The following is a 25,087-nucleotide window of genomic DNA, read 5'->3' as shown; positions in this document are numbered from 1 at the left end:
GCGTGCGAAGGACGCGGGACGCAAAAATTCCGGGGATAGAAAAGATGACCCTCTCCGCCCCCTTCAACGACATCGCCCTTGACGAGCTCAAGGCTGGCCTCGCCGACGGCTCGATCCTTCTCGTGGACGTGCGCGAGGCGGAGGAATACGCCGCCGGCCATATCGAGGGCGCGCTGTTCAATCCGCTGTCGAAATTCGATCCCTCGAAACTGCCGGTCGCGGGCGAGGGCCAGAAGGTCGTGATCTATTGCCGCTCCGGCCGCCGGTCGGTGAGCGCTATGGAGCAGGCGCGGCTCGCGGGCCGCCGCGACGCCGACACCCATTTCGGCGGCGGCATACTCGCCTGGCTCAACGCCGGCGAGCCCGTTGTCGAGGGGATGTAGTCAGCCCCACAGCGCCGGGGGCGGCGGCATCAGGGTCGAGCCTTCATAGACAAGGCCGGGCTCCCGATCTTTTGCAAGCAGCAGCGGCCCGTCGAGGTCGACGAATTCCGCCATCTGCCCGATGAGCGTCGCCGGGGCCATGGCGAGCGACGTGCCCACCATGCAGCCCGCCATGATGGCGAAGCCCTGCGCCTGCGCCGCCTGCGCCATGGCCAGCGCCTCGGTCAGGCCGCCGGTCTTGTCGAGCTTGATGTTGACCGCGTCGTAGCGCCCCCTGAGGCCGGCGAGCGAAGCGGTCTCATGGGCGCTTTCGTCGGCGCAGATCGGAATCGGGTGGGCGATTTTCGCGAGCATTTCGTCCCGGCCGGCCGGCAGGGGCTGCTCGACCAGCGCCACGCCGAATCGGGCGCAGGCGTCCAGCTGGGCGACGAGCGAGTCCTCCCCCCACGCCTCGTTGGCGTCGACGATGAGCCGGGCGTGCGGCGCGCCCTCGCGCACGGCGGCGAGCCGGGCGTCGTCGCCTTCGCCGGCGAGTTTCACCTTCAGCAGCGGCCGGTCGGCGGCCTTCAGGGCCGCGGCGCGCATTTCCTCGGGCGTCCCGACCGAGAGCGTATAGGCGGTGACGAGGGGAACGAGGCGCGCGAAGCCCGCCGCCGCATAGGCGCGCCGGCCGCTGGTCTTGGCCTCGAGATCCCACATGGCGCAATCGACCGCGTTGCGCGCGGCGCCGGCGGGCAAAAGACTTTGCAGCGCCGCGCGATCGGCCCCCGCCTCGATTTCGGCGCGCGCGCTTTCGATCGCGGCGCAGACGCTCTCGACGCTTTCTCCATAGCGCGCATAGGGCACGCATTCGCCACGCCCGATATGGCCGCCGGCGCGCAGCGTCGCGGTTACGACGCGCGCCTCGGTCTTGGCGCCACGGGAAATCACGAATCGGCCCGCAATTGGAAACGCCTCGACGGCGAGCGTCAGCTCGATGCGCAAGTTTTTGCTCCGATTACAATCATTTCGTCAGGATCTTGCGCTCGCAATGTGCGCGGACGCGCTTGCTGACCGCAATTCACGAAGTTAAGACATTTTGCAAGACATTACGAAACGAGCTCGCATGACCGTCGACGCCGTTCATCATCCTCCCGACGTCGTGATTGCAAACGGCGGCGAGCGTCTGGCGCTTTCGGGCGACTGGATCCTTATCGCTTCGCGCCGGCTCGAGCAGAAGGCGCAGCAGCTCGTCGACGAGGGCGCGCGCGTGAAATTCGTCACGATCGATCTCTCCGGCGTCGAGAAGCTCGACACCGCCGGCGCATGGCTCATCAACCGCGCGCGGCACGAGCTCGCGCACGCCGATGTCGGCGTCGCGCTCGCGCACGCGCGGCCCGAGCATCACACCATGCTCGAGGAAGCGGCGTTCCGGGAATTCGAGAAACCGCCGCGCCGGCGCGTCAATGTGATCGTCGACCTTCTCGCCGATCTCGGCGCTTCCGTCGTCGACGCGCTTCGCGAGTTCTATCGCGGCGTCGCCTTTCTCGGCGAATTCATCGCGGCGATGGCTTATGTCGCGACCCACCCGGGCCATTTTCGCTTCACGTCGCTCGTCTTTCACATGGAGACGATCGGCTTTCGCAGCGCGCCGATCATCATTCTCATCAATCTGCTGGTCGGCGCCATCGTCGCGCAGCAGGGCATCTTCCAGCTGCTGAAATTCGGCGCCTCCAGCTACACCGTCAGCCTCATCGGCATTCTGGTGCTGCGCGAACTGGGCGTATTGCTCACCTCCATCATGATCGCGGGACGATCGGGCTCGGCGATCACCGCCGAAATCGGCTCGATGAAAATGCGCGAGGAGATCGACGCACTGCGCGTCATGGGCCTGTCACCGATCGAGGTGCTGATCGCGCCGCGCGTGCTGGCGCTGATCGTCTCGCTGCCGATTCTCACCTTCATCGCCGACATGGCGGCGCTGTTTGGCGGCCTGCTGGTGTCGTGGAGCTACGGGGGAATCAGCCCGGCGGCCTTCCTGTCGCTGCTGAAGGAGGCGATCGCCCTTCACACATTCCTCGTCGGAATGATCAAGGCCCCTTTCATGGCGTTGGTCATCGGCCTGATCGCGGCGATGGATGGCCTGGAGACGAAGGGCTCCGCGGAATCGCTGGGCCGACAGGTGACGTCGTCGGTGGTCAAGTCGATCTTCATGGTGATCGTGCTCGACGGACTCTTCGCCATATTTTTTGCGTCGATCGACTATTGAGCGAGCCGATGACGAACCTCTCCGCAAACACACGGGACGCGCTGCAGACGGCGACGGGCGACGTCGTCATCAGCGTGCGCGATCTCGTCGTGGGCTTCGGCGAAAAACTCGTCATGAACGGCCTGAACCTCGACGTCTATCGCGGCGAGGTGCTGGGTTTCGTGGGCGGCTCGGGTCAGGGCAAATCCGTGCTGATGCGCGCGATCCTCGGCCTCGTGCCGACGCGCGCGGGCTCGATCCGCATCTTCGGCCAGAACCGGGACGCGCTGCCGCCCGCGGCGCGACGGGCGCTGGAGCAGCGCTGGGGCGTGCTGTTTCAGAATGGCGCGCTGTTCTCCGGCCTTACGGTGAAACAGAACATCCAGATGCCGATGCGCGAGACGCGCGACCTTTCGCCCCGGCTGATGGACGAGCTTGCCATGCTCAAGATCGAGCTTGTCGGTCTAAAGCCGGACGCCGCCGACAAATTTCCGTCGGAATTGTCGGGCGGCATGGTGAAGCGCGCGGCGCTGGCGCGCGCGCTGGCGCTCGACCCGGAACTCGTCTTTCTGGACGAGCCGACCTCGGGCCTCGACCCGATCGGGGCCGCAGAGTTCGACGACCTCATCGCGACGCTGCAGCAGACGCTCGGGCTGACGGTCTTCATGGTGACGCATGATCTCGACAGCCTTTACTCCATCTGCGACAGGGTCGCGGCGCTGGCCGAAGGGCGAGTGATCGCCGCCGGTCCGCTGGCGAGCCTGCTCGTATCCGACCATCCCTGGCTGCGCGCCTATTTCCACGGCGTTCGCGGCGGAAGACTGACCGCCACGATCGCCGACCAAGAGGACGAAGAATGGAAACCCGCGCCAATTACGCCCTGATCGGCGTCTTCACGCTGGCGATCGCCTTTGCGGCCTTCGGCTTCGTCTACTGGTTCTCCGGCCCGAGCCAGATCGGCCGGCAGGAGACCTATCAGATCGTCTTCTCGGGCGCGGTGTCGGGTCTGACCCGCGGCTCGGGCGTTCTGTTCAACGGCGTCAAGGTCGGCGAGGTGACGCATCTCGCCATATCGGAGAGCGATCCGAGCAAGGTCGACGTCGAGGTCAAGATCGACAACAGGACGCCGGTCAAGACCGATACGCGCGCGCGCCTGGAAACCCGCGGCTTCACCGGCGTCGCCGACGTGTTGCTCGTCGGCGGAACGCCCCGCGCGCCCAAGCTCGTCGCGCAACCCGGCCAGCGCTATCCGCAGATTCAGGCCGAACGCTCGGAAATCCAGAACCTGCTCGGCAATGTGCAGCATCTCTCGACGAAAGCCGCCGAAGTTCTGGTGAAGCTCGACAAGCTCCTCGACCAGAACAGCGACTCGATCACCGCGACGCTGAAGAACGCCGAGACCTTCACCAAGACGCTCGCCGACAATTCCAGCGCGGTGACGGCCTTCATGCGCGACGCCGCCGACGTCGCCCATTCGCTGAAGCCCGTCGCGGCGCGGCTCGACAAGGTGCTCGCGGCCGGAGAGGCGAGGCTCAAGGCGATCGATCCGCGCAAGATCAAGGAGATCACCGGCAACATCGCCGGCGCTTCCGCCAACATCAACAAATTCTCCGCCACGGGCCTGCGCCAGTACGAGGCGCTCGCCGTCGACGGCCGCAAGGCTGTCGACACGCTCGACCGGACCCTGCGTTCGATCGAGAAGGACCCGTCGCAATTCATCTTCGGTCCGTCTCAGACCGTGCCGGAGTATCAGGGGCGATAAGGCGTCTTCAAGTCTTTGGGCGAATTGGATAATAGGACCATGGCGCGCCGATTTGGCCCGCATGTGAAGACGGGGCGACGGGGCGGCATGGAGATCGAGGGGTTCAGCACGGCGCGCGGCGGTGCGGTGGGGGCGCTGATCCTCTTTGCGCTTGCGCTTGCCGGCTGCGCCCAGCCCCCCCGCCAGACATTCGATCTCGCCGGCGCGGTTTCGGCTGCGCGGGCCGCGCCGCTCAGGTCGGGCCCCGCGCTGATCGTGCGGGAGCCGGCCGCCGTCCAGCCGACGGGCTCCGACAGGGTCGTCGTGCGGGACGTGGACGGCAGCGTGTCGGTTCTGCCGGGCGTGCAATGGTCGGAGCGCCTGCCGCGGCTTTTCCAGAACCGCCTGATCGAGGCCATGCAGCGCGCCGGCGTCCCCGCCGGGCAGATCAGCCTCGGCGCGACAGCGGCGCTTGCGACCGACATCCGCCGGTTCGAGATCGACGTCGCGCGCAGCATCGCCGTCGTCGAGATCGAGGCGAGGCTCGTCAGCGAGTCGAACGGCGCGACCCGGGCGGCCCAGCTCTTCACCGCCGAGGCGCCGGCGCCCGAGCACACCGGCGCTCCCGCCGTCCATGCGCTCGGCGAGGCGTCGGCGACTGTGGCGGCGCGAATTGCAGCCTGGGCGCGAGGGAGGATGTAACTACTTCCGAACCACCCCCTTGCATTCGAAAATATTCAGACAGGCGAGAAAAGTTCCCTTCCCGGACGCCCTCTCGGCGGCGGCCTGCCAGTCATCTGCTTCCTGCGCGGACAATACGCCCGCCGCGACGCAATTCTTCTTCAATCTGGGCAGATCGAAAACGACGTTCGCGTCGTAGAGTCGCGTCAGGACGAGCGCCCGCGCGCGCCAGCAGATTTCCTCGACGCCGGATTTTTCGAACTGCTGGCCGATTTCCCGCCCCATATGGGGGTTGGCGATCGATTCCAGCCATTTTCCCGCCATCCTCGCGCCGGCCTCGTCGTTGCCGTTGAATAAAAAGAAGGTTCCCCAATCCGGCTCCGAAGCGACGATCCGGCCGCCCGACCGGGTCACGCGAATCATTTCTTCGATCGCGGCGAGGGGGGACGTCATGTGCTGAAGCGACCGATCGATCCTCGCGGCGTCGAAACTATCGTCCGGAAAGGGCAGGCGAACCGCGTCGCCGCTGAAAAAGCTGGCGTTGGGCAGATGGGCGGCCCTCGATCTCGCGACGCCGAGAAAACTTTCGCTCCTGTCGACGCCGACAAATTCCGCCCTCGGAAAAAGTTTCGCCATCTCGATGACGTCGAAGCCCACGCCACAGGCGACATCCAGAATTCGCTTTTTCCCCGTTATCTCGAGCGCGTCCCATGTCCTGGCCTTGTAGGCCCTGAAGAACGGCAATCCATTCATGAAATCGAGACAGTGCAGGAGATCGGCCTGCATGGGGCCGTCCGCGTCGCGGAATGCAACTGCGACATCGCTCATCAGGTTCGCCTCAACTTTTTCGCAAAACGTCGACCTGAGCGCTTGATAGCATTGCACAGGGAATCGCGCCCGTCCCCAGCTCCTCCCCGGGGATTCGCCGGGCGCCGCCGCCGCGATTGCACGCAAGTTGCGCAAGGGGCTAGCGCGGCAAACGGCCGGATGCTAATCGAACGGCAAAGCATCGAGCTGTGTCCGACGCGGCCGAACGGCGGGCAAGGCTGCGTCGGGGCTATGAAAAATCGGCTTGGCCCGGCGCGGCCGGCGATCTCACAGGGAAGAGACAGGCGTCATGGTGAAAATGAACTTCCACGACACAGTGGCCCGCTACGGCGCCGAACCGGGCGGCGGCGCGCCGACCAAGGTGAAGATCACCTTCGTCGATTCCCAGGGTCAGGCGCGCACGGTGGAGGGCGAAGTGGGCTCCACTGTGATGGAGACCGCGCGCCGCAACGACATTCCCGAGATCGCCGCAGAATGCGGCGGCGCCTGCGCCTGCGCCACCTGCCATGTCTATGTCGACGAAAACTGGACGGAAAAGGCCGGCAAGCCGTCGCAGATGGAAGAGGATATGCTCGACTTCGCCTTCGACGTGAAGCCGAACTCCCGCCTGTGCTGCCAGATCACGGTCCGTCCCGAGCTTGACGGCCTCGTGGTGACCACTCCCGCCCAGCAGGGCTGACGCTCCGGCTGCGGTGCAAACCCGCCGCAGCGAATTCGTGTTGCATCGCCCGACAAATGCTATAGACGAACCTTGCGCGGCGGATCGAGCATCCGCCGGTCGGCCGGTTGCGCCCGCGATAGCAAACGTCTGCGCCCCCGATCCCTCGCGACGGTTCGTGATTGACTCCCCGACCGACCGGCGCGGCGCGGCGCTGTCCGCCCATTGAGAAAGTCGTTAAGGATCTCGCCATGAACCAGCTCAACGAAGCCGCGATCGAAACCGATGTCGTCATCGTCGGCGCCGGCCCGGCCGGCCTTTTCGCGGTGTTCGAACTGGGACTGCTCGACATCAGGTCGCATGTCATCGACATTCTGCCGCGCGCCGGCGGACAGTGCTCGGAGCTCTATCCCGAGAAGCCGATCTACGACATTCCCGGCCTGCCGATCGTCACCGGCCAGGAGCTGACCGACAATCTCCTCAAGCAGATCGAACCCTTCCATCCGACCTTCCATTTCAACGAAATGGTCGAGACGCTGACGTCGCTCGGCACGGCGGAGAAGCCCTCCTTCCGCGTCACCACCGACGCGGGCAAGGTTTTTCACGCCAAGGTCGTGATCGTCGCGGCCGGGGGCGGCTCCTTCCAGCCCAAGAAGCCCCCGATCCCGAACATCGAGAGCTATGAGGGCAAGTCGGTCTTCTACGCCGTGCGCCGGATGGAGGATTTCCGCGACAGGGACGTCGTGATCGTCGGCGGCGGCGATTCGGCGCTCGACTGGACGCTGAACCTTCAGCCCGTGGCGAAGAGCCTCACCCTCGTCCATCGCCGCGACGCCTTCCGCGCCGCGCCGCATTCGGTGTCGGCGATGCAGGAGCTGGTGGCGGCCGGCAAGATCAGCTTCCGGCTCGGTCAGATCACGGCGGTCGAGGGCGCCGACGGCGAGATGACCCATGCGACGCTGAAGGGCAACGACGGCGCCGAGGAGAAGCTCTCCTGCGAGCGGCTGATGCCCTTCTTCGGCCTCACCATGAAGCTCGGCCCCGTCGCCGACTGGGGGCTCAATCTCAACGAGAATCTCATCCCGGTCGATACGGAGAAGTTCGAGACCAGCCACCCGGGCATCTTCGCGGTCGGCGACATCAATTATTATCCGGGCAAGCTGAAGCTCATTCTCTCGGGCTTCCACGAGGGCGCGCTCGCGGCGCAGAAGGCGCATCGCTACATCTATCCCGAGAAGAAGCTTTTGTTCCAGTACACGACCTCTTCCACCAATTTGCAGAAGAAGCTCGGCGTCTCCTGAGCGTGAAGGTCGCGGTCCGGGCGCTGGAGGTTTCGGGCGTTGCGCCCGAAGAGTGGCCGGCGCTCGCCGCGATGCTGGACGAGGACGAGCGCGCGCGGGCCGCGCGCTTTCATTTCGAAGACGACCGGCGATCTTATGTCGCCGCCCACGCCCTGCTGCGCGCGGAACTCTCGAAGCACGCGGACCGGCCTCCGCAGGACTGGCGCTTCGCCGCGGCGGCCCGGGGCAAGCCCTATCTCGTCGATCCGCCGCGCGATCTGCGCTTCAGCCTGACGCATACGCGCGGCATGGCGGCCGTGGCGGTCACGGAGGGCCTCGAGATCGGCGTCGACGCGGAGTCGGCGGACCGGCGCGCCGACAACATGAAAGTCGCCGAACGCTTCTTCTCGCCCGAGGAGGTCGCGCTGCTCCGCGCCCTGGACGGCGACGCGCGCCGCGAGGCGTTTTTCGCGATCTGGACGCTGAAAGAGGCGGTCGTGAAGGCGACCGGCCAGGGGCTCGCGCGGGCGCTGGACAGTTTCGCCGTGGCGTTCGATCCGCCGCGCGTCACGATGCGCGACGGCTCGGCGCAAAACTGGAGCGCCGCGCATTGGCGGCGGGGATCGTTTCATTTCGCGGTTGCGGCGCAATGCGTCGATGCGAAGGCGACCTTCGAAGAACGGGACGCCGCCGCTCTTTTGCGCCACGCGGATTGAAGTGGTTCCGACGGGCGATAGTTACCGAGAGGTTTCGTAACGCCGGAGATGCGCCATGGACGAAGATTTTTTCAACATGGCCGTGCGCAAGTTTCTCAAGGAAGTCGGCGTCACCTCGCAGCGGGAAATCGAGCGCGTGGTGCGTGAACACGACATACCCGGCGGCAAGCTGAAATTGCGCATGACGCTGCAGGCCGATGGCACGCCGCTGCGGCATATCGTTGAGACGGAAATCGACGTAAGGTGAGGCGCTCGGCGGCTCGGCGGTTTTCCTTGCGTTCCGTCGCCCTTCAGGTGTATAAGGCCCCAAATTCCATCTCATAAACGATCATTCTCGGGTGATCGCCGATTGAGAGTGGGCCCCCCGGGGACCCGCTCTTTTTTGTTTGGCGGCCCCGAAAGCGCAGGACCAGGGCTTGACGCAGAACGACGCCGCAAACATCGACGCCCCGCTGGACGAGCCGCGTCTCGTCTCCGAGACGGGCGTCGCTGCGCGCGTGTCCCATCTCGCCGAGCCGGTGCTGGCGCAGCTCGGCTTCCGTCTCGTTCGCGTGCGGCTCTTGCAGCAGAACGGCCAGACCCTTCAGATCATGGCGGAGCGGCCCGACGGAACCATGACCATCGACGATTGCGAGGCGGCGAGCCAGGCGTTGTCGCCGGAACTCGATGTCGCCGACGTCATCGCCAATGAATATCGCCTCGAAATCTCGTCGCCGGGGGTCGATCGGCCGCTGGTGCGCGTCTCCGATTTCACTCGCGCCGTCGGGCATGAGGCGCGGATTGAGCTGACCCATCCGGTCGAATCGGGCCGCAAGCGCTTTCGCGGCGTTATTCAGGCGGTCGAAGGCGAAGGCCGCAACGCGAAACTGACTCTGGAGCGCCTCGACGCGCGTTCCGACGAAGAGAAAACCGTTGTCCTGCCGCTCGCCGATCTCGACGAGGGCAAGCTGATGCTGACCGAGGCGCTGATCCGCGAGTCGCTGCGCGCCGGCAAGCTCCAGCAGGCGGCCGGCGAAGAAGAAGACGCGGCGGACGAGGACGAGCGCCCCCGCCGCGGACCGGGCCGTTTTCGCGGCCCGAACAGGCAAAAGCCTAAACCGCTGGTTCCCGCCGGCGTGCAAACGCAATTCAAAAAGGGCGGCGGGCCGACAAAACCCCGCGCGACCCGCTCCGAGGGAGACTGACCCATGGCCGTCAGCGCCAACCGACTTGAAATTCTGCAGATCGCCGACGCGGTCGCGCGCGAAAAGTCGATCGATCGCAGCATCGTGATCGCCTCGATGGAGGACGCGCTGCAGAAGGCGGCGCGCTCGCGCTACGGGCAGGAGACCGAGGTGCGCGCCGAGATCAATCCCCGCACGGGCGAAGTGCGCTTCTCCCGCCTGCTCGAGGTGGTCGACAAGGTCGAGAACGACGCGACGCAGATTGCGATCGAGGACGCGCGCAAGCGCAACCCGGCGGCGCAGGCCGGCGACTGGATTTCCGAGACGCTGCCGCCCTTCGATTTCGGGCGCATCGCCGCGCAGTCCGCCAAGCAGATCATCGTGCAGAAGGTGCGCGAGGCCGAGCGCGACCGCCAGTACGAGGAATTCAAGGACCGCATCGGCGAGATCGTCAACGGCGTCGTCAAGCGCGTCGAATATGGCAATGTGATCATCGATCTCGGCCGCGGCGAAGGCGTGATCCGCCGCGACGAGATGATCCCGCGCGAAATGTTTCGCCCCGGCGACCGCGCGCGCGCTTACGTCTACGACGTTCGCCGCGAGCAGCGCGGGCCGCAGATCTTCCTGTCGCGCACCCATCCGCAATTCATGGCGAAACTGTTCAAGCAGGAAGTGCCGGAGATCTACGACGGCGTGATCGAGGTGAAGTCGGTCGCCCGCGACCCGGGCTCGCGCGCCAAGATCGCCGTCGTTTCGCGCGATTCGTCGATCGATCCTGTCGGCGCCTGCGTCGGCATGCGCGGTTCGCGCGTGCAGGCGGTGGTGCAGGAGCTTCAGGGCGAGCGCATCGACATCATTCCGTGGTCGGTGGACGCCGCGACCTTCATCGTCAATGCGCTGCAGCCGGCCGAAGTGGTGAAGGTGGTGCTCGACGAGGACTCCTCGCGCATCGAGGTCGTCGTGCCGGACGACCAGCTGTCGCTCGCTATCGGCCGCCGCGGCCAGAATGTGCGTCTCGCCTCGCAGCTCACCGGCTGGGACATCGACATTCTGACCGAGGCCGAGGAGTCCGAGCGCCGGCAGAAGGAATTTGTCGAGCGCACCAACACTTTCATGACGGCGATCGACGTCGACGAAGTGGTCGGCCGCCTGCTGGCGTCGGAAGGTTTCCGCTCCGTCGAGGACCTCGCCTATGTGGAGCTCGGCGAGCTCGCGTCGATCGAAGGCTTCGACGAGGACACGGCGACCGAGATCCAGAACCGCGCGCGCGCCTATCTCGACAAGCTCGAGGCCGAAAACGAAGCCCGCCGCGTCGAACTCGGCGTCTCCGACGAATTGCGCGAGATCGACGGCATGACCACCGCGATGATGGTCAGGCTCGGCGAGAACGACGTGAGGACGATGGAGGACTTCGCCGGCTGCGTGCCGGACGACCTCGTCGGCTGGAGCGAGAAGAAGGACGGCGAGACCACGAAGCACGAAGGCTTCTTCGAGGGTATCGAACTCTCGCGCGAAGAGGCCGAGGCGATGATCATGGCCGCGCGCGTGCGCGTCGGCTGGATCGAGAAACCGGCGCCCGAGGCTGAGACCGAGGCGGCCGTGGAGGGCGAAGAGCAGCATTGATCGGCAGGGCGACCAGAGAAGAAGAGGCGGAAGGTTCCGAGCGGACCTGCATCGTCACGCGGCGCAAGGCGTCGCCGGAGACGATGATCCGCTTCGTGCGCGGACCGGACGGCGTGATTGCGCCGGACATTCGCGCGCGCCTTCCGGGCCGCGGCGTCTGGGTCGGCGCGCGCGCCGATCTGGTCGCGCAGGCGGCGAAGAAAAGCCTTTTCTCGCGCGGGCTGAAGGAAAAGGTCGAGGCCCCGCCGCAGCTCGCCCAGGACGTCGATCGCCTGCTCGAGGCGGATTGCCTGCAAATGCTGGCCCTCGCCAACAAGGCGGGCGCGGTCGTGACGGGCTTCAACAAGGTCGCCGACGCGCTGGCCAGGCGCGGAACGGCGGCGCTGATCGAAGCCAGCGACGGCGGGATGGACGGCAAGCGCAAGCTGCGGCAAAACGCGCGGCGCGCCGGCGATCCCGATGGGTCACAAGGGGCGGGAGCGCCGCCGGTCGTCGGCTTATTTACGTCGAGCCAATTGGATTTGGCTTTGGGACGCACAAATGTGATACATGCAGCGCTTGGCGCGGGTGGGCCGGCGGAGAGCTTTCTTGCGCGATGCCGTCGTTTGGCGGCTTACCGGGGCGTTGGACTCGACGGCGCGCCGGAAAACGCGCCGATCGCGCGGGATGAGTTGACGGGCGCTGGCGAGCGGCCGGACGAGGAACTGGAATTTATCGGGCTGGAAAAGGCCCAGGATCGGAAGCCGGATGAGTGAGAGCGAGAATAGCGGCGACAAGACTTTGACCGTCGCTCCGTCGAAGACGTTGCATCTTAAGCAGCGGCCGGCCGGAGAACAGGGCATGGTGCGCCAGAGCTTCTCCCATGGCCGCTCGAAAGTGGTCGTGGTCGAGAAGGTGAAACGGCGCGCGCCCGGAAGCGGCGAGCCCCCCGCAAAGCCGGCGACGCCGGCTGCGCCGGCCGCGGCCGCCCCTGCGGCGCCGCCGCCGAGGCAGGAGAGTTCACGTCCGGCGCCCGCGCAAAGGTCCGGATCCGGCGTCGTGCTGCGCGCGCTGACGGATGAGGAGCGCGAGGCCCGCGCCCGCGCGCTGGTCGACGCCCGCTCCCGCGAGGAGGAAGACCGTCGCCGCGCCGAGGCCGAGGCCAAGGCTCGCGCGGAGCGGGAGGAGCGCGAGCGCGCCGAACGCGCCGCCGCCGACGCCCGCAAGCGCGAGGAGGAAGAACGCCTCGCCCGCGAGGCCGAGTCAAAGCGCAAGTCCGAAGAGGAAGCGCGCCGTCGTCTGCCCGGCGAGGCCGCGGCCGCGCCGGCGGCTCCCGCCGCGCCCAGAGCGCCCGCAGCCGCTGCGCCCCGCGCGCCCTCTTCCGCCGCGCCGTCGCCCCGCGCCGCGACGGGCGAAACGCCCGTCAAGCGCCCGCCCGTGCGCTCCATCGGCGGCTTTGCGCCGCCGACGCCGCCGCGTCCCGCGCCTTCTCGTGGCGGCGCCATGAAGGATCGCGGCCGACTGACGGTCGCCACCGCCACGGCGGGAACGGACGAAGAGCGCACGCGCTCCGTGGCCTCCTTCAAGCGCCGTCAGCAGCGCCTGTTCCGCGGCCAGGTGGAGCAGAAGGAAAAAATTTCGCGCGAAGTCGTGCTGCCGGAGACGATCACGATTCAGGAGCTCGCCAACCGCATGTCGGAGCGTGCGGTGGACGTGATCCGCCTGCTGATGAAGCAGGGCGAAATGCACAAGATCAACGACGTGATCGACGCCGACACCGCGCAGCTTGTGGCCGAGGAAATGGGCCACACGGTCAAGCGCGTCGCCGAGTCCGACGTCGAGGAGGGCCTGTTCGACACGCCGGACGTCGAGGGCGACCTCGTATCGCGTCCCCCGGTCGTCACGATCATGGGCCACGTCGACCACGGCAAGACCTCGCTGCTCGACGCCATTCGACAGGCTAATGTCGTGTCGGGCGAGGCCGGCGGCATCACCCAGCATATCGGCGCCTATCAGGTGACGGCGCCCAATGGTCATCCCGTGACCTTCATCGACACGCCCGGCCACGCGGCCTTCACCGCGATGCGCGCCCGCGGCGCCAAGGTGACGGACATCGTCGTCCTGGTTGTCGCGGCCGACGACGGCGTGATGCCCCAGACGGTCGAGGCGATCCATCATGCGCGCGCCGCGCAGGTGCCGCTGATCGTCGCGATAAACAAGATCGACAAGCCGGACGCCAAACCCGAACGTGTGCGCACCGAACTGCTGCAGCACGAGGTGCAGGTCGAAAGCATGGGCGGCGAGACGCTCGAAGTCGAAGTCTCGGCCAAGCAGAAGCTCAATCTCGACAGGCTGCTCGAGGCTATCGCCCTGCAGGCCGAGGTGCTCGACCTCAAGGCCAACGCCGACCGGCCGGCCGAAGGCACGGTCATCGAGGCGCGGCTCGACAAGGGCCGCGGCCCGGTCGCGACGATGCTCGTCCAGCGCGGCACGCTGCGGGTTGGCGACATCATCGTCGCCGGCACGCAATGGGGCCGCGTCCGCGCGCTGCTCGACGACAAGGGCGCGACGCGCCCGGAGGCGGGGCCAAGCTTCCCGGTCGAGATTCTGGGCTTCAACGGCACGCCCGAGGCCGGCGACCGCGTCGCGGTGGTCGAGTCCGAAGCCCGCGCCCGCGAGATCACGGAATATCGTGAGCGCCTGAAGCGCGACAAGCTGGCCGCTCGCGGCGGCACGGCGCGCGGCTCGCTCTCGGACATGATGAGCCAGCTCAAGGCGGCGGGCCGCAAGGAGTTCCCGCTCGTCATCAAGGGCGACGTGCAGGGTTCGGTCGAAGCGATTGCGGCTGCGCTGGAGAAGCTCGGCACGGACGAGGTCGGGGCGCGCGTGGTGCACGCCGGCGTCGGCGGCATTTCGGAGTCCGACATCTCGCTCGCGGAAGCCTCGGGCGCCGCCGTCATCGGCTTCAACGTGCGCGCCCACAAGGAAGCGCGCGAGGCGGCCGAACGCGCGGGCATCGAGATCCGCTACTACAACATCATCTACAATCTCGTGGATGACGTTAAGGCGGCGATGTCCGGGCTGCTTGCGCCGACTCTTCGCGAGACGATGCTCGGCAACGCCCAGATCCTCGAAGTCTTCGACATTTCCAAGGTCGGCAAGGTCGCGGGCTGCCGCGTCACCGACGGCAATGTCGAGCGCGGCGCCAATGTCCGCCTCATCCGCGACAATGTCGTCGTCCACGAAGGCAAGCTTTCGACGCTCAAGCGCTTCAAGGACGAGGTCAAGGAGGTCACCGCCGGCCAGGAATGCGGCATGGCCTTCGAGAACTATCAGGACATGCGTCCGGGCGACGTGATCGAATGTTACCGCGTCGAGGAGATCAAGCGGACGCTGTGAGGCCGGGGGTTCGCCCCTTCACTCTCCCTCCCCCGCTCGCGCGGGCGAGGGAACGCTAACGAACGAGATTAGCGCAGTTCGTCATGACGCCCCCGATTTGCCCCCTCTCCCGCAACGCGGGGGAGGGCCGGGGAGGGGTCGTCGAGAGTCGGTTCGTCCGAGGAATTCATGGCCCGATCCCATCACTCTCACGGCGCCGAGCCGTCGCAGCGCATGCTGCGCGTCGCGGAACTCGTGCGTCACGCCTTCGCGCAGCTCCTGTCGCGCGGAGAAATCAGCGATCCCGTGCTGGAAAAGCATGTGGTCACCGTATCGCGCGTGAAGATGAGCCCCGACCTCAAGCTCGCGACGATCTATGTCATGCCGCTCGGCGGCAAGGACGAGCCCGAGGTGATCTCCGCCCTCGACCGCCACAAGCGGTTCCTGCGCGGGGAAATCGCCCATGAGGTCAATCTCAAATTCGCCCCCGAGATTCGCTTCCGCATCGACGACAGTTTCGACGCGGTCTCGCGCATCGACGCGATCCTGAACTCCGAGCGCGTGAAACGCGATCTCGCAACCGACGACGACGACACGCAAGAGAGCGGCGCCGCCTGATGAAACAGCAGAAAAGATCGAATCGCGCCGTCGTCGACGGATGGGTGGTGCTCGACAAATCCGTCGGCATGACCTCCACGCAGGCCGTGTCGCGCCTCAAGCGCGTCTACAACGCGCAGAAGGCCGGTCACGCCGGCACGCTCGACCCGCTCGCCTCCGGCATACTTCCCATCGCCTTCGGCGAGGCGACCAAGACCGTGCCTTTCGTGCAGGACGGCGAAAAGGCCTATCGCTTCACCGTGCGCTGGGGCGCGGAGACAAACACCGACGATTCCGACGGCGAAATCACGCGCACGAGCGAGGCCCGCCCCGAGCGCGCCGCCATCGAAGCGCTGCTGCCGCAGTTCATCGGCGACATCCTGCAGACGCCGCCGCAGTTCTCCGCGATCAAGATCGCGGGCGAGCGCGCCTATGACCTCGCGCGCGAGGGCGAGCAGGTGGAGCTGAAAGCCCGGGCGGTGACGATCCATTCGCTGACGATCGAAGCGGCGACACCGGACGAAACCGTTTTCTTCATGGAATGCGGCAAGGGCGCCTATGTGCGCGCCATCGCCCGCGATCTCGGGCGGCTCCTCGGTTGCTACGGGCACGTCACGGCGCTGCGCCGGACGCGCGTCGGGCCGTTCGTCGAGGAAGACTCCTACACGCTCGACGAGATCGAGAACCAGAACATGGCGGGCGAGGCGCTGCTCTCCGTCGAGGCGGGCCTTTCCGAGCTTCCCTGCGTCATCGTCGACCGCGACACGGCGGCGCGGCTGCGGCGCGGCGGATCGGTCATCCTTCGCGGCCGCGACGCGCCGCATGAGGGCGTGGTCTATGCGGCCTGCGGCGGCGTGCCGGTGGCTTTCGGCGAGATCGTCGAAGGCGCGCTGGCGCCCGCGCGCGTCTTCAACCTCCCGTTCTGAATTTTTAAAGCCCGCGCATTATCATGACGCGGCGCGAACGATTCGCGCCGCGCAGCATTGTTCGCCGGACGCTCGATGAACCGCCCGCCCAGGATTCTCGTTTTCGACTCAGGCCTCGGCGGTCTCACCGTCTTCGCCGAGATCGTCAAGATCCGTCCGGGCGCGGATTATGTCTATTGCGCCGATGACGCCGGCTTTCCCTATGGCTCCTGGAAGGAGCCGGAACTCGTCGATCGCGTGATGAAGGTGATGGAGCGCCTCATCGCCGAACATGCGCCCGACATGGTCGTCATCGCCTGCAATACGGCCTCGACTCTGGTGCTGCCCTGTCTGCGCGCGCGCTGGCCGGAGATCCCTTTCGTCGGCACCGTCCCGGCGATCAAGCCGGCTGCCGAGCATTCGCGCTCGAAGATGATTTCCGTTCTCGCGACGCCCGGCACGGTCGCGCGCGACTATACGCAAAATCTCATCGCGCAATTCGCCGCCCATTGCCGCGTGGCGCTCGTCGGCTCGACGACTCTCGCGCGGCTCGCGGAAAACTACATGCATCACGGAAGCGTCTGCGACGAGGAGATCGCCGCCGAAATCGCGCCCTGCTTTCAGGAAACCGACGGCCGACGCACGGATGTCGTGGTGCTCGCCTGCACCCATTATCCGCTGCTGCTCGACGCGTTCCAAAGGCTCGCGCCCTGGCCCGTGGAGTGGATCGACCCGGCGCCCGCTATCGCGCGACGCGCGGATCAGTTGCTCGCCGGGCGCTTTGGCCGCGACGAATCCGAACGCTGCGTCGCGCCTGGACGCGCGGTCTTCACCAGCGGCGCGGCGCCGGCGCCGCAGTTGCGCGAAACGCTCGCGCGCTACGGGCTCGCCGCCAAATAAAAAGACGCCGGCTTTCGCGCCGGCGTCCTTTTCTGTCAAATACTCATCAACTCATTGCGGCGCATGGTCGAGTTTCGCGAGCGCCTCCTTCGCATGGCGCGTGGCGATCTTGGCGTGGCCCTTTTCGCCATGCTTGATCGCCTGCTTCAGATGCACGATGCCGGCGCGGACGAAGCGGTTGGATTTTTCTTTTTCAGCGGCGTTGGCGTGCTCCAGCGCGTCCCGGGCGTGCTCCACGAGCGAGCTTGCCTTGCCGTCCAACCCGTCGTTGATCGCCTCGCGCGTGTGGGTGATCGCCTCGGCGACATGGTTCTCGTCGGCGGCGAGCGATAAGCTCGGCGCGACGCCCAGCGCGAAAGCGGCTGCGACGAGGGCGATCAATGTCCTGCGAATCATGTTCCTCTCCCAAGTTCTTTTCTGGCGAAACGACGTCGCTGCGCACAGGCGAGACCTTCTGCACCGATAGTTCCGCTCAAATTGAAATAATCCGCCGACCGGCGCCTGCAAGCCCTCGCGCTCAGCGCGTCGGCTGCATGACGATCTCACGATCCGCCGGCCATTTGACGCGCCATGCGAGCCGCAGTTCCTTTGCCGCGCCGGGCGGCAGGTCGAAGCTCCAGCTCAATATGCCGCGCCTGTCGCTGGGCGTCCTGTCGGCCTGCTTCTCGCTCGCGGGCGTCGTCTGCGGCAGCTGCTCGACGACGATCGAGGAGTTTTCGGAAACGGGAATCTGATCGACGACCGTCACGGCGACGGGAAAGCCGTGCAGATTCTTCACCGTCGTCTTGTAGTCGCGCAACTCCATTTTCGTCTGGCCGAACCAGCCCGGCTCGTTCTCGCTTCGCTTCACGGGCGCGCGCGTCACCTTCACCTTGTCGTCGACGCCGAAGCCGAAATCCGCCGCCTCGCCCGGCGCGATCAGCGCCAGCCGCGTTTCGCCCACATAAACGCCGTCGCGCAGCACGGTGAGCGGTCCGGGGAGCAAGGGCGCGTCTTCGTCGTTGACGAGACGGGCGTTGAGATAGGCCGTCGGATCGAGGGCGGGAGATATGCGGATATCGAGCTTCGGTTCGATCCGCCGCGTCGAGACGATGAAGCTTTTCGTCGCGCCGTCTCCAGGCGCGCTGACGGCGCCGCCGATCTTGTATATCGCCTGATAGGCGCCGGCGTCGAGCGTCGCAATCTGCTGCGGCGCGGGTTCGGATTCCGGGGCGGCGTTCCTGTCCTCTGCTTCGACGGCGGGCGCAGCCGGCGCCGGCGCCGCACCTTCCATCGTCATGCGTCCGCGCGCCGCCTTCGCCATTGGAAACGGCGCCGGCGTTTCGAGGAATGTCACGCGCTTCGGCGCAACTTCGGGCGCGGCGGCGCCGCGATGGGCGCGCGTCGTCGAGACCGTCATCGCAATATCGGTCCAGTCCTCGCCCGTGCGCTGCGAGACGAGGACGCGGCGGGAGAAGTCGATCGCGGGCCTGCGGGCGCCGTCGCCCGTGTCGAGCCGCGCCTCATAGGCGGGCGTCCAGCCGGCGCCATTGGCGAGATAGCTCAATGCGAGGCGCGCGCGACCGCCCGACGTTGCGTCGATGGAAACAGACACGTCGCGGGCGGGACCGCGCCGCGCGCCCCGTCCTTCGCCCGTTTCCAGCGAGCGGATCTCCTCGTCGAGCTCCGCGGCGCGCAATCTTGCGAGCCGCATTTCCTCGCCCGTCTTGGCGTGCGCGGCGCCGACGGCCTCGAAGGCCGCATTCCATTCGCTCGCCTGCATGGGGCGCGTTTCAGGCGACAGCCTTTCGGGACTCGCCTGCGAATAGCGCAGGATCATCGCAAGTTTCGCGGCGAGAGCGTCGAGTTTCGTCTGCACGCTGTCGCGCTCGGCGCGCAGCGCCTTCAGCCGCGCGGCGATGGCGCTGTCGGGCGCCTTCGCGTCGGCGGGCGTCAGCCGCGTCTCCACGGCGCCGATGCTGAAGCGCGCGCCGCCCTCGCCCGAAACGCGCAGCGACGCCGGATCGAGCCCGTAAGGCAATCCTCGAAAGGCGATCGTGCTGGCCCCCGCCGGCAGATCGACCGTCGCTTCGCGCGTCACCGTCGCGGCGTCGGGATGCACGGTGACGGCGGCGACCGCGGATTTCGCCTCTATCTCCCTTGCGGCCGCCGCGTTCTGCGCCAACAGGACGAACAGGCAAAGGGCGGGAATGCGCATGCGGCCTCCAGGGCGTGACTGAAATCGCCCTATACGAGCGCAAGCCTTGTGGCGTTTGTGCGGCGCGCCTTCTTATTGCTGCGGATGGTCCGTCAATGTTTCGAGGAAGGCGACGATCGCGTCGATCTCCTTGTCCGAGAGCCGCGGTTTTTGTCCCGGCTTTCGGTCATAGGGAGCTTCCTTGACGTTCACGTTCTCCCGATAATTCGACGGAAGATCGTCGAATTTCTCCGGCTTTCCCTTCTCGCCCTTCGGGTACCAGCGCGCGGGGTCGGTGTCGCGCGTTGCGTAGAATGCGACGACGTCGCGCAGGCTGGTGAAGACGCCATTGTGGAGATAGGGGCCGGTCACCGCGATATTGCGCAGCGTCGGAACCTTGAAGGCGCCGCAGACGCTCGCGGCGTCGAAGCCCGCGGGCGCGATCTTGTCGAGGCCGGGGCGCTTGCACAGGCCGAGATCGAAAAAGCCGGCGCCGGCGTTGACCGGTATCGCCCTGTTCCTCGGCGCGCCCAGCGCGTCGTAAGTGAAATCGGTGAAGAGCCAGTCCTTTGGCTCGCGCGAATCCTCCTTGCCGACATGGCAGGCGAGACAATTGCCTTTCTTTGGATCCTTGAAGAGCTCGAAGCCTTTTTTCTCGGTCGCCGTCAGCTGCGCCTGTCCGCGCAGATAATCGTCGAATTTGGAGGCGAAGGGATGAAAGCGCGCGCTCGATTCGAAAGCGACGACCGCCTGCGCCAGCTTCTCGAACGCCGCGTCGGGATCATCGAAAATCTTTTCGCCGTATACCTTGCGGGCGAGATCGGCGTAGGCGCCGTCGCGAATGGCCTCGACCGCAAAGCGCTTCGACGGCGCGTTCATTTCGAGCGGATCGAGCAGCGGCCCTTCGAATTGCGCGAGAAGATCGCTCGCGCGCCCGTCGAGAAACTGTCCGCCGACAGGAACCATCTCCACCTTTCCGCTTTCTTCGTCCTTCTCCTCCACGAAGGAGAAGGGTGGCGCGAAAGAGGCGTACATGATGGTCGGGGTGTTGCGCTTGCCGAAGGATGTTGGCAGCGAACCGCGCGCGACGGCCGCAATGGGCGAGCCGTTGACGCCCTGAAACGCCTTCGTCGCATCATGGCACGAGGCGCAGGAAACGCCGGCCGGCCGGGAGAGCGACGTATCCTCGAAGATGCGCTTGCCCAGCAGTTCGACAGGCGTCAGCCCGTTTTCGCCGGCGTTTGCGTTCTGCGCCTTCGCCTCGACGGCGATGAAAGACAAAAGGCAGCAGAGAGCGAGGCGCCGGGCGCCGCGCAACGACGGAAGAATGACTGACATCGCCGCTTGATCCGAAAGCTCGCGCAATTTCATGATCCGATAGTAGGAAGCAGGCGGCGCGTGCGCAATTTATCTTCCTTACATTCGTTCCAAGCAAGGCTGCGCGCCATCGTCGCAGCCGTCGCTCGGCGCCGGCCCGTTCTCGCACGCGGCGCGGGCCTCACCACAGCGGATGTCATGGCGTAAGATCTCGCCAGCTCCACGCAACGGGAGGACACAAGCCATGCGTCGATCAGCTTTCGCTCTTATCTTCATTTTGCTCGCGACGTCGGCCGGCGCGGTGGACTGTTCGATGGATCTCGAAGCCGAGGAGGCGAAAGTGCGCGCCGCCAGGACCTGCGGGGAAGCGCATAAGATCTTTGTCAGTTGTCTCTGGGGCTCCACCGCCGACATTCAGCGCGGCGCGATGGTGACGGCAAAATGCGAGGCCGTATTTTTATCCGCTCTCCCGACGGCGCAGGCGAACGCCTATCGACGCAAGATCGAGGCCTGCGGAAAGAAATACGCCAGGAAAGATGGAACCATGTACCGCTCGATGGCGGCGACTTGCGCCGCCGACGCCGCTCACGCCAATTGGCTCAAATTCGGCGCCGGCAATTGATCGCTGCGTAGAAAGCGGCCGCGAGGCGGCCGCTTCCCTGCATGGGTTTTAGCCGAGCGTGTTCAGCCAGTCGTCGACGGTCTTTTTCACCGCCTCTTTGCCCATGCCGTATTTTTCCTGCAGTTTTCCTTCCAACTGTTCACGCTTGCCTTCCATCTTGTCGAGTTCGTCGTCGGTGATCTCGCCCCACTTTTCGCGGATCATTCCGCTGAACTGCTTCCAGTTCCCTTCGATGCGATTCCAGTCCATGAGGTTCTCCTTTCAGGGACTGCAGGCGGCAGAGGATGAGCCGATCGGCTCGTCCTGCGTACAGTCGCAACGCGTGACCTGAGCCAATGTTCCCGCCCGGATTGAGATTGCGGCGTCCGGGGCCCGCATCCGAATTCGAATAACCGCCACAATTTGGGGGTTTGTTGAGCGCGAGGATCGCTGGGTCAGTCCGGTGAAACAGTCGCGCGCATGTAATTTCCGCGCCCGCGACGCAGTCGAGTGAAAAGGCATGACGGTAAAGGGCGACGACAAGGAACTGATGGCCGCTTTCGCGGAATTCAAGGAAATGTTGCGGCGTGACGTCGAGCCGGCGGTCAACGACCCTTCACGCCCCGCCGCGCCGCCGATCATGCCCGAGAGACACGCCGCGCCGCCCGCCCAAGGGGCGGCGGCCCCGGAGGTCGCCGCGCCGAAATTGCGCGTGGGCGAACCAGATCGCGCCCTGGCCGGGTCGGTCGCGCCGAAGATCCCGACGCCGCCGAGGCCCGACGAGTCATGGCGCCCGTCGCGCCCGAGCGAAAATGTTGTTTTTGCCGCCCCGGACGATGACGACGCCGGCCGGCGCCGGAAACTGATCTATCTTTCCGCCTCGATCGTCGTCGTCGGCCTCGCCGCGCTGGGCTGGACGCTCGCCCAGGGACGGGGACCGCAGGACCAGCAGGCCGCGGTTGCGCGGATCGCCGAACCGGAACCTGCGCCTGTGGCCGAGTCCGCCGCGACGGAGCAGCCGCGCGCGGACGCCGCCGCGCTCGACACGCTCGCCGACCACGCCAGCGATCCGGCGAAAGACTCCGCGCCGCCGCCGATCGAGGCCGCGACCGCGCCTGTTGACCCCTCCGGCAAGACGCCGGCGGCCGGCCCGACAGCGACGACCGGCGAGGCGGCAACCGTCGCGCCGGCGCTCAAGGCCGCGCCTCCCGCGTCGACCGCCTCGCTTCAGTCCGCGGCGCCGTTGGAGTCGAAGCTCTCCGCGCCGGAGCCGGCTGCGCCGCCGCGGCCCAAGGCCGCCGCGCCGGCAGCGGCGCCGGAGGCTCCGGCGGCCGCCTCGCCCGCGTCGGCCGAGCCGCGCGCCGCGCAGGCGAAGCCGGGGAAGCCCAAGGCGAAGCCTGCCGCGCAAAGCGCCGCCCCCGCCAAGCCGAAGAGCGCTAAGCCGGGCCGGAGCGCGCCGGATCAGGCGCCCGCGCCTGCCGCCGCCGCCGAGCCGAGCCCGCCTCCCGCCCCTGCGCCGGCCCCCGCGCCTGCGCAGAGCGACGGCGGCGCCTTCGGCTTCGTGAAGCGCACGGTCAATTCGGTCGGCTCGACAATCGGCAATATCGGACGCAGCGCCGCCGGAATCATTCCGTAGGCGTCTTCCGCGCCTGAGGGTTTGCCAAAATCCCGAACCCGTCGCACTTTAGCGGCGAAGGGGCGGCCGGACGGGGTCGCCCCGATTCGGCGTCGGCCCCGCCGCCGCCGTCCGCCTGCGACTTTTTCGGAGATTTGAGGAATGGCCAAACCCACCCAGGCCGATGCTGAAGCTGCCGTCCGCGTGCTCATTGAATGGGCGGGAGACGATCCGAACCGCGAAGGCCTGCTCGACACGCCGGCGCGGGTCGTCCGTTCCTATCGCGAGCTCTTCGCCGGCTACGCCATCGATCCGCGCGAATATATGAAGCGCACCTTCGAGGAGGTCGGCGGCTATGACGAACTCGTCGTGCTCAAGAACATCCGCGTCGTCAGCTTCTGCGAACACCATATGCTGCCGGTGATCGGCCGCGCCCATGTCGGTTATCTGCCGACGAACCGCGTCGTCGGCATCTCCAAGCTCGCGCGCGTGGTCCACGGGTTCTCGCGCCGTCTGCAGATTCAGGAGAAGCTGACCGCCGAAATCGCCGAGGCGATCCAGGACATTTTGCAGCCCGCCGGCGTCGGCGTGGTGATCGAGGCCGAGCACAATTGCATGACGCTGCGGGGCGTCAACACGCCGGGCTCGTCGCTGACGACGAGCAAACTGCTCGGCGTGATCCGCGACGATCCGCGCACGCGGGAGGAGTTTCTGGGGATGGCGCGGGGAGCGTGAGGCTCCGGCCTCAACCGAAAAGCCACGCGCCCAGCAGCAGCAGCGCCGCAATTCCGACGAGCAGCCTGTTGTCCGAGCGCCGGCGCGTGTCCGCGAGTCCTTCCAGCGCCTGCGGCGACAAATCGACGCCCTGATCCGCCATGCGCGAAATGCGTTCGACGGCGATCTCGGCGTCGGCGAGTGTTTTGGGGAGATGCGTCGCGAGCCGCGCCAGTTCGGCGATGCTCTTGCCGGCGTCCTCGAGCTTCGCCTTGGGTCCGAGATTTTCCTCGATCCATGAGCGGACCACGGGGTCGCAGGTCTTCCAGATGTTGAGCCTCGGATCGAGGGTGCGCGCGACGCCTTCGGCGACGACCATGGTCTTTTGCAGAAGCACCAGCTCGGTGCGCGTGCGCATGTCGAAGAGCGCGGTGACCTCGAACAGCAGCGTCAGCAGCCGCGCCATCGAAATATCTTCGGCGTTCACCGTGTGCAGCGGCTCGCCGATGGCGCGCAGCGCCTGCGAGAATTCCTCGATCGAATGTTTGGCCGGCACATAGCCCGCCTCGAAATGCACTTCCGCCACGCGTTTGTAGTCGCGGGTGATGAAGCCGTAGAGAATCTCGGCGAGAAACCGGCGCTCCTTCGCGCCGAGCCGTCCCATGATGCCGAAGTCGATGGCGATGAGCCGGCCCTGCCTGTCGACGAAAAGATTGCCCTGATGCATGTCGGCGTGGAAGAAGCCGTCTCGCATCGCGTGGCGCAGGAAGGACTGCAGCACATGGGCGCCGAGCGCCTTGAGGTCATGGCCGTCCGCCGCGACGCGCTCGAGGTCCGAGAGCGGCGCGCCGTCGATCCATTCCAGCGTCAGCACCTCGCGCGCCGTGCGGTCCCAGTCGACATGCGGCACGTGAATGTCGGGGTCTTTCGCGACGTTTTCGGCGAATTCGGACGCCGCGGCGGCCTCCAGCCGGAAGTCTGTCTCGAGCTTCACCGTTCGCGCGAGCGTGTCGACGACCTCGATCATGCGCAGGCGCCGGCCTTCGGAGGACCAGCGCTCAGCGATGCGGGCCACCAGATACATGTCGCGCAGATCGCGCGCGAACTGTCCCTCGACGCCCGGACGCAGCACCTTGACCGCGACCTGACGCTCGCCATCCGCGTAGCGCGCGCGAGCCATGTGAACCTGGGCGACCGAGGCGGCGGCGACCGGGTCGCCGAAGAATGTGTAGACCTCGTCGATCTTCTTCCCGAGCGCCTTCTCGACGATCGCGACCGCCTCCTCACGCCCGAAGGGGGCCATGCGGTCCTGCAGGGCGGTGAGCGCGTCGGCGATCTCGCCGCCGACCACGTCCGGCCGCGTGGCGAGGAACTGGCCGAGCTTCACATAGGAGGGGCCGATCTCCGACAGCGCCCGCACCAGCGCCCTGCCGGCGCCCTCGCCGTCGCTGCGCGCGAAGAGATTGGCGAGCCGCACCAGAGGCGCCGCCGCGGGCGGAACCAGATTGGGGTCGAGATTCGCGAAGACGCCCTCGCGCGCCAGTATGTAGCCGGCGCGCGCCAGTCGATAGAAGTGGCCAATTCCGAGAAGCACGGGGACCGCCG

General features: G+C 66.6%; 26 protein-coding genes. 19 read left to right on the top strand and 7 right to left on the bottom strand.

The annotated features are described in order from the left end of the window. The first annotated feature begins 44 nt into the window (after nucleotides 1-44). Complete coding sequence (locus LG047_RS08450; RefSeq protein WP_036283790.1) at nucleotides 45-383, top strand: rhodanese-like domain-containing protein; 339 nt, start codon at nucleotides 45-47, stop codon at nucleotides 381-383. Here LG047_RS08450 and dgcA read toward each other — a convergent pair whose 3' ends face one another. Next, nucleotides 384-1,367, bottom strand: a complete 984-nt coding sequence (gene dgcA / locus LG047_RS08445; protein ID WP_227966284.1) for an N-acetyl-D-Glu racemase DgcA — start codon at nucleotides 1,365-1,367, stop codon at nucleotides 384-386. A gap of 121 nt (nucleotides 1,368-1,488) precedes the next feature. Between dgcA and LG047_RS08440 the strand changes: the two genes are divergently transcribed. The 4 genes from LG047_RS08440 to LG047_RS08425 are packed head-to-tail and all read left to right on the top strand — an operon-like array spanning nucleotide 1,489 to nucleotide 5,053. Beyond that, nucleotides 1,489-2,631, top strand: a complete 1,143-nt coding sequence (locus LG047_RS08440) for an ABC transporter permease (protein WP_227966283.1) — start codon at nucleotides 1,489-1,491, stop codon at nucleotides 2,629-2,631. A gap of 8 nt (nucleotides 2,632-2,639) precedes the next feature. Then, nucleotides 2,640-3,494 carry an ABC transporter ATP-binding protein gene (locus LG047_RS08435; RefSeq protein ID WP_227966282.1) on the top strand — a complete coding sequence of 285 codons (855 nt, stop codon included), beginning with the start codon at nucleotides 2,640-2,642 and terminating at the stop codon, nucleotides 3,492-3,494. Next, entirely contained in the window at nucleotides 3,467-4,372 is a 906-nt protein-coding gene (locus LG047_RS08430; RefSeq protein ID WP_227966281.1) for an MlaD family protein, read from the top strand. Before LG047_RS08435 ends, LG047_RS08430 begins: the two co-directional genes overlap by 28 nt. A 39-nt stretch (nucleotides 4,373-4,411) precedes the next feature. Then, nucleotides 4,412-5,053, top strand: a complete 642-nt coding sequence (locus LG047_RS08425; protein ID WP_227966280.1) for an ABC-type transport auxiliary lipoprotein family protein — start codon at nucleotides 4,412-4,414, stop codon at nucleotides 5,051-5,053. Here LG047_RS08425 and LG047_RS08420 read toward each other — a convergent pair whose 3' ends face one another. Then, complete coding sequence (locus LG047_RS08420; protein ID WP_227966279.1) at nucleotides 5,054-5,860, bottom strand: methyltransferase domain-containing protein; 807 nt, start codon at nucleotides 5,858-5,860, stop codon at nucleotides 5,054-5,056. A gap of 289 nt (nucleotides 5,861-6,149) precedes the next feature. On the opposite strand from LG047_RS08420, the gene LG047_RS08415 reads away from it, so the two are divergent. The 11 genes from LG047_RS08415 to murI all read left to right on the top strand — a co-directional run bounded on the left by LG047_RS08415 (nucleotide 6,150) and on the right by murI (nucleotide 17,059). Continuing rightward, complete coding sequence (locus LG047_RS08415; protein ID WP_227966278.1) at nucleotides 6,150-6,539, top strand: 2Fe-2S iron-sulfur cluster-binding protein; 390 nt, start codon at nucleotides 6,150-6,152, stop codon at nucleotides 6,537-6,539. A gap of 230 nt (nucleotides 6,540-6,769) precedes the next feature. Beyond that, nucleotides 6,770-7,819 carry an NAD(P)/FAD-dependent oxidoreductase gene (locus LG047_RS08410; RefSeq protein WP_036288181.1) on the top strand — a complete coding sequence of 350 codons (1,050 nt, stop codon included), beginning with the start codon at nucleotides 6,770-6,772 and terminating at the stop codon, nucleotides 7,817-7,819. 2 nt (nucleotides 7,820-7,821) lie between these two features. Next, complete coding sequence (locus tag LG047_RS19730; RefSeq protein WP_227966277.1) at nucleotides 7,822-8,514, top strand: 4'-phosphopantetheinyl transferase superfamily protein; 693 nt, start codon at nucleotides 7,822-7,824, stop codon at nucleotides 8,512-8,514. Between the two features lie 55 nt (nucleotides 8,515-8,569). Beyond that, entirely contained in the window at nucleotides 8,570-8,761 is a 192-nt protein-coding gene (locus LG047_RS08400) for a DUF6494 family protein (RefSeq protein ID WP_036283776.1), read from the top strand. Between the two features lie 169 nt (nucleotides 8,762-8,930). Then, nucleotides 8,931-9,698: a ribosome maturation factor RimP gene (gene rimP / locus LG047_RS08395; RefSeq protein WP_227966276.1), complete on the top strand. Its 768-nt coding sequence runs from the start codon at nucleotides 8,931-8,933 to the stop codon at nucleotides 9,696-9,698. Nucleotides 9,699-9,701: 3 nt separating this feature from the next. After that, on the top strand, nucleotides 9,702-11,300 hold the full coding sequence (gene nusA / locus LG047_RS08390; protein WP_227966275.1) for a transcription termination factor NusA: 1,599 nt from the start codon (nucleotides 9,702-9,704) through the stop codon (nucleotides 11,298-11,300). Next, nucleotides 11,297-12,055 (top strand): RNA-binding protein, encoded by a 759-nt coding sequence (locus LG047_RS08385; protein WP_227966274.1) that lies wholly within the window; start codon nucleotides 11,297-11,299, stop codon nucleotides 12,053-12,055. Before nusA ends, LG047_RS08385 begins: the two co-directional genes overlap by 4 nt. Continuing rightward, nucleotides 12,048-14,678 carry a translation initiation factor IF-2 gene (gene infB / locus LG047_RS08380; protein ID WP_227966273.1) on the top strand — a complete coding sequence of 877 codons (2,631 nt, stop codon included), beginning with the start codon at nucleotides 12,048-12,050 and terminating at the stop codon, nucleotides 14,676-14,678. Before LG047_RS08385 ends, infB begins: the two co-directional genes overlap by 8 nt. Before the next feature lie 168 nt (nucleotides 14,679-14,846). Further along, entirely contained in the window at nucleotides 14,847-15,275 is a 429-nt protein-coding gene (gene rbfA, locus LG047_RS08375; RefSeq protein ID WP_036283764.1) for a 30S ribosome-binding factor RbfA, read from the top strand. Continuing rightward, nucleotides 15,275-16,180, top strand: a complete 906-nt coding sequence (gene truB, locus LG047_RS08370) for a tRNA pseudouridine(55) synthase TruB (RefSeq protein ID WP_036283762.1) — start codon at nucleotides 15,275-15,277, stop codon at nucleotides 16,178-16,180. Before rbfA ends, truB begins: the two co-directional genes overlap by 1 nt. Nucleotides 16,181-16,255: 75 nt before the next feature. Further along, a complete protein-coding gene (gene murI, locus LG047_RS08365; protein ID WP_227966272.1) occupies nucleotides 16,256-17,059 on the top strand; it encodes a glutamate racemase in 804 nt (267 codons plus the stop codon). A 51-nt stretch (nucleotides 17,060-17,110) separates the two neighbouring features. On the opposite strand, the gene smbP is transcribed toward murI, so the two are convergent. From smbP to LG047_RS08350, 3 genes are all read right to left on the bottom strand, one after another. After that, complete coding sequence (gene smbP / locus LG047_RS08360; RefSeq protein ID WP_036283757.1) at nucleotides 17,111-17,455, bottom strand: small metal-binding protein SmbP; 345 nt, start codon at nucleotides 17,453-17,455, stop codon at nucleotides 17,111-17,113. A gap of 121 nt (nucleotides 17,456-17,576) precedes the next feature. Beyond that, nucleotides 17,577-19,256, bottom strand: a complete 1,680-nt coding sequence (locus tag LG047_RS08355) for a mucoidy inhibitor MuiA family protein (protein WP_227966271.1) — start codon at nucleotides 19,254-19,256, stop codon at nucleotides 17,577-17,579. Between the two features lie 72 nt (nucleotides 19,257-19,328). Then, complete coding sequence (locus LG047_RS08350) at nucleotides 19,329-20,573, bottom strand: cytochrome-c peroxidase (protein WP_036288169.1); 1,245 nt, start codon at nucleotides 20,571-20,573, stop codon at nucleotides 19,329-19,331. A 223-nt stretch (nucleotides 20,574-20,796) separates the two neighbouring features. Between LG047_RS08350 and LG047_RS08345 the strand changes: the two genes are divergently transcribed. After that, nucleotides 20,797-21,174: a hypothetical protein gene (locus tag LG047_RS08345; protein WP_227966270.1), complete on the top strand. Its 378-nt coding sequence runs from the start codon at nucleotides 20,797-20,799 to the stop codon at nucleotides 21,172-21,174. Nucleotides 21,175-21,222: 48 nt separating this feature from the next. Here the strand turns inward: LG047_RS08345 and LG047_RS08340 are convergent, their stop codons facing one another. Next, on the bottom strand, nucleotides 21,223-21,423 hold the full coding sequence (locus LG047_RS08340) for a CsbD family protein (RefSeq protein WP_227966269.1): 201 nt from the start codon (nucleotides 21,421-21,423) through the stop codon (nucleotides 21,223-21,225). A gap of 250 nt (nucleotides 21,424-21,673) precedes the next feature. On the opposite strand from LG047_RS08340, the gene LG047_RS08335 reads away from it, so the two are divergent. Both LG047_RS08335 and folE read left to right on the top strand, forming a co-directional pair. After that, nucleotides 21,674-22,789: a hypothetical protein gene (locus tag LG047_RS08335; RefSeq protein WP_227966268.1), complete on the top strand. Its 1,116-nt coding sequence runs from the start codon at nucleotides 21,674-21,676 to the stop codon at nucleotides 22,787-22,789. Nucleotides 22,790-22,930: 141 nt separating this feature from the next. Then, nucleotides 22,931-23,503 (top strand): GTP cyclohydrolase I FolE, encoded by a 573-nt coding sequence (gene folE / locus LG047_RS08330; RefSeq protein WP_036283751.1) that lies wholly within the window; start codon nucleotides 22,931-22,933, stop codon nucleotides 23,501-23,503. A gap of 10 nt (nucleotides 23,504-23,513) precedes the next feature. On the opposite strand, the gene ubiB is transcribed toward folE, so the two are convergent. Next, nucleotides 23,514-25,076, bottom strand: a complete 1,563-nt coding sequence (gene ubiB / locus LG047_RS08325) for a 2-polyprenylphenol 6-hydroxylase (RefSeq protein ID WP_227966267.1) — start codon at nucleotides 25,074-25,076, stop codon at nucleotides 23,514-23,516. Nucleotides 25,077-25,087: the final 11 nt, after the last annotated feature.

It is taken from the genome of Methylocystis sp. WRRC1 (genome assembly GCF_020733155.1).
Lineage (GTDB): Bacteria > Pseudomonadota > Alphaproteobacteria > Rhizobiales > Beijerinckiaceae > Methylocystis.
This window is presented reverse-complemented; position numbering and strand designations above follow the sequence as displayed.

What these genes read in the sequence shown, in the direction of transcription:
- LG047_RS08450 (WP_036283790.1), top strand. Translation starts at nt 45, where the DNA reads ATGACCCTCTCCGCCCCCTTCAACGACATCGCCCTTGACGAGCTCAAG.
- LG047_RS08440 (WP_227966283.1), top strand. Translation starts at nt 1,489, where the DNA reads ATGACCGTCGACGCCGTTCATCATCCTCCCGACGTCGTGATTGCAAAC.
- LG047_RS08435 (WP_227966282.1), top strand. Translation starts at nt 2,640, where the DNA reads ATGACGAACCTCTCCGCAAACACACGGGACGCGCTGCAGACGGCGACG.
- LG047_RS08430 (WP_227966281.1), top strand. Translation starts at nt 3,467, where the DNA reads ATGGAAACCCGCGCCAATTACGCCCTGATCGGCGTCTTCACGCTGGCG.
- LG047_RS08425 (WP_227966280.1), top strand. Translation starts at nt 4,412, where the DNA reads ATGGCGCGCCGATTTGGCCCGCATGTGAAGACGGGGCGACGGGGCGGC.
- LG047_RS08420 (WP_227966279.1), bottom strand. Translation starts at nt 5,860, where the DNA reads ATGAGCGATGTCGCAGTTGCATTCCGCGACGCGGACGGCCCCATGCAG.
- LG047_RS08415 (WP_227966278.1), top strand. Translation starts at nt 6,150, where the DNA reads ATGGTGAAAATGAACTTCCACGACACAGTGGCCCGCTACGGCGCCGAA.
- LG047_RS08410 (WP_036288181.1), top strand. Translation starts at nt 6,770, where the DNA reads ATGAACCAGCTCAACGAAGCCGCGATCGAAACCGATGTCGTCATCGTC.
- LG047_RS08400 (WP_036283776.1), top strand. Translation starts at nt 8,570, where the DNA reads ATGGACGAAGATTTTTTCAACATGGCCGTGCGCAAGTTTCTCAAGGAA.
- nusA (WP_227966275.1), top strand. Translation starts at nt 9,702, where the DNA reads ATGGCCGTCAGCGCCAACCGACTTGAAATTCTGCAGATCGCCGACGCG.
- infB (WP_227966273.1), top strand. Translation starts at nt 12,048, where the DNA reads ATGAGTGAGAGCGAGAATAGCGGCGACAAGACTTTGACCGTCGCTCCG.
- rbfA (WP_036283764.1), top strand. Translation starts at nt 14,847, where the DNA reads ATGGCCCGATCCCATCACTCTCACGGCGCCGAGCCGTCGCAGCGCATG.
- truB (WP_036283762.1), top strand. Translation starts at nt 15,275, where the DNA reads ATGAAACAGCAGAAAAGATCGAATCGCGCCGTCGTCGACGGATGGGTG.
- murI (WP_227966272.1), top strand. Translation starts at nt 16,256, where the DNA reads ATGAACCGCCCGCCCAGGATTCTCGTTTTCGACTCAGGCCTCGGCGGT.
- smbP (WP_036283757.1), bottom strand. Translation starts at nt 17,455, where the DNA reads ATGATTCGCAGGACATTGATCGCCCTCGTCGCAGCCGCTTTCGCGCTG.
- LG047_RS08355 (WP_227966271.1), bottom strand. Translation starts at nt 19,256, where the DNA reads ATGCGCATTCCCGCCCTTTGCCTGTTCGTCCTGTTGGCGCAGAACGCG.
- LG047_RS08350 (WP_036288169.1), bottom strand. Translation starts at nt 20,573, where the DNA reads ATGTCAGTCATTCTTCCGTCGTTGCGCGGCGCCCGGCGCCTCGCTCTC.
- LG047_RS08345 (WP_227966270.1), top strand. Translation starts at nt 20,797, where the DNA reads ATGCGTCGATCAGCTTTCGCTCTTATCTTCATTTTGCTCGCGACGTCG.
- LG047_RS08340 (WP_227966269.1), bottom strand. Translation starts at nt 21,423, where the DNA reads ATGGACTGGAATCGCATCGAAGGGAACTGGAAGCAGTTCAGCGGAATG.
- LG047_RS08335 (WP_227966268.1), top strand. Translation starts at nt 21,674, where the DNA reads ATGACGGTAAAGGGCGACGACAAGGAACTGATGGCCGCTTTCGCGGAA.
- folE (WP_036283751.1), top strand. Translation starts at nt 22,931, where the DNA reads ATGGCCAAACCCACCCAGGCCGATGCTGAAGCTGCCGTCCGCGTGCTC.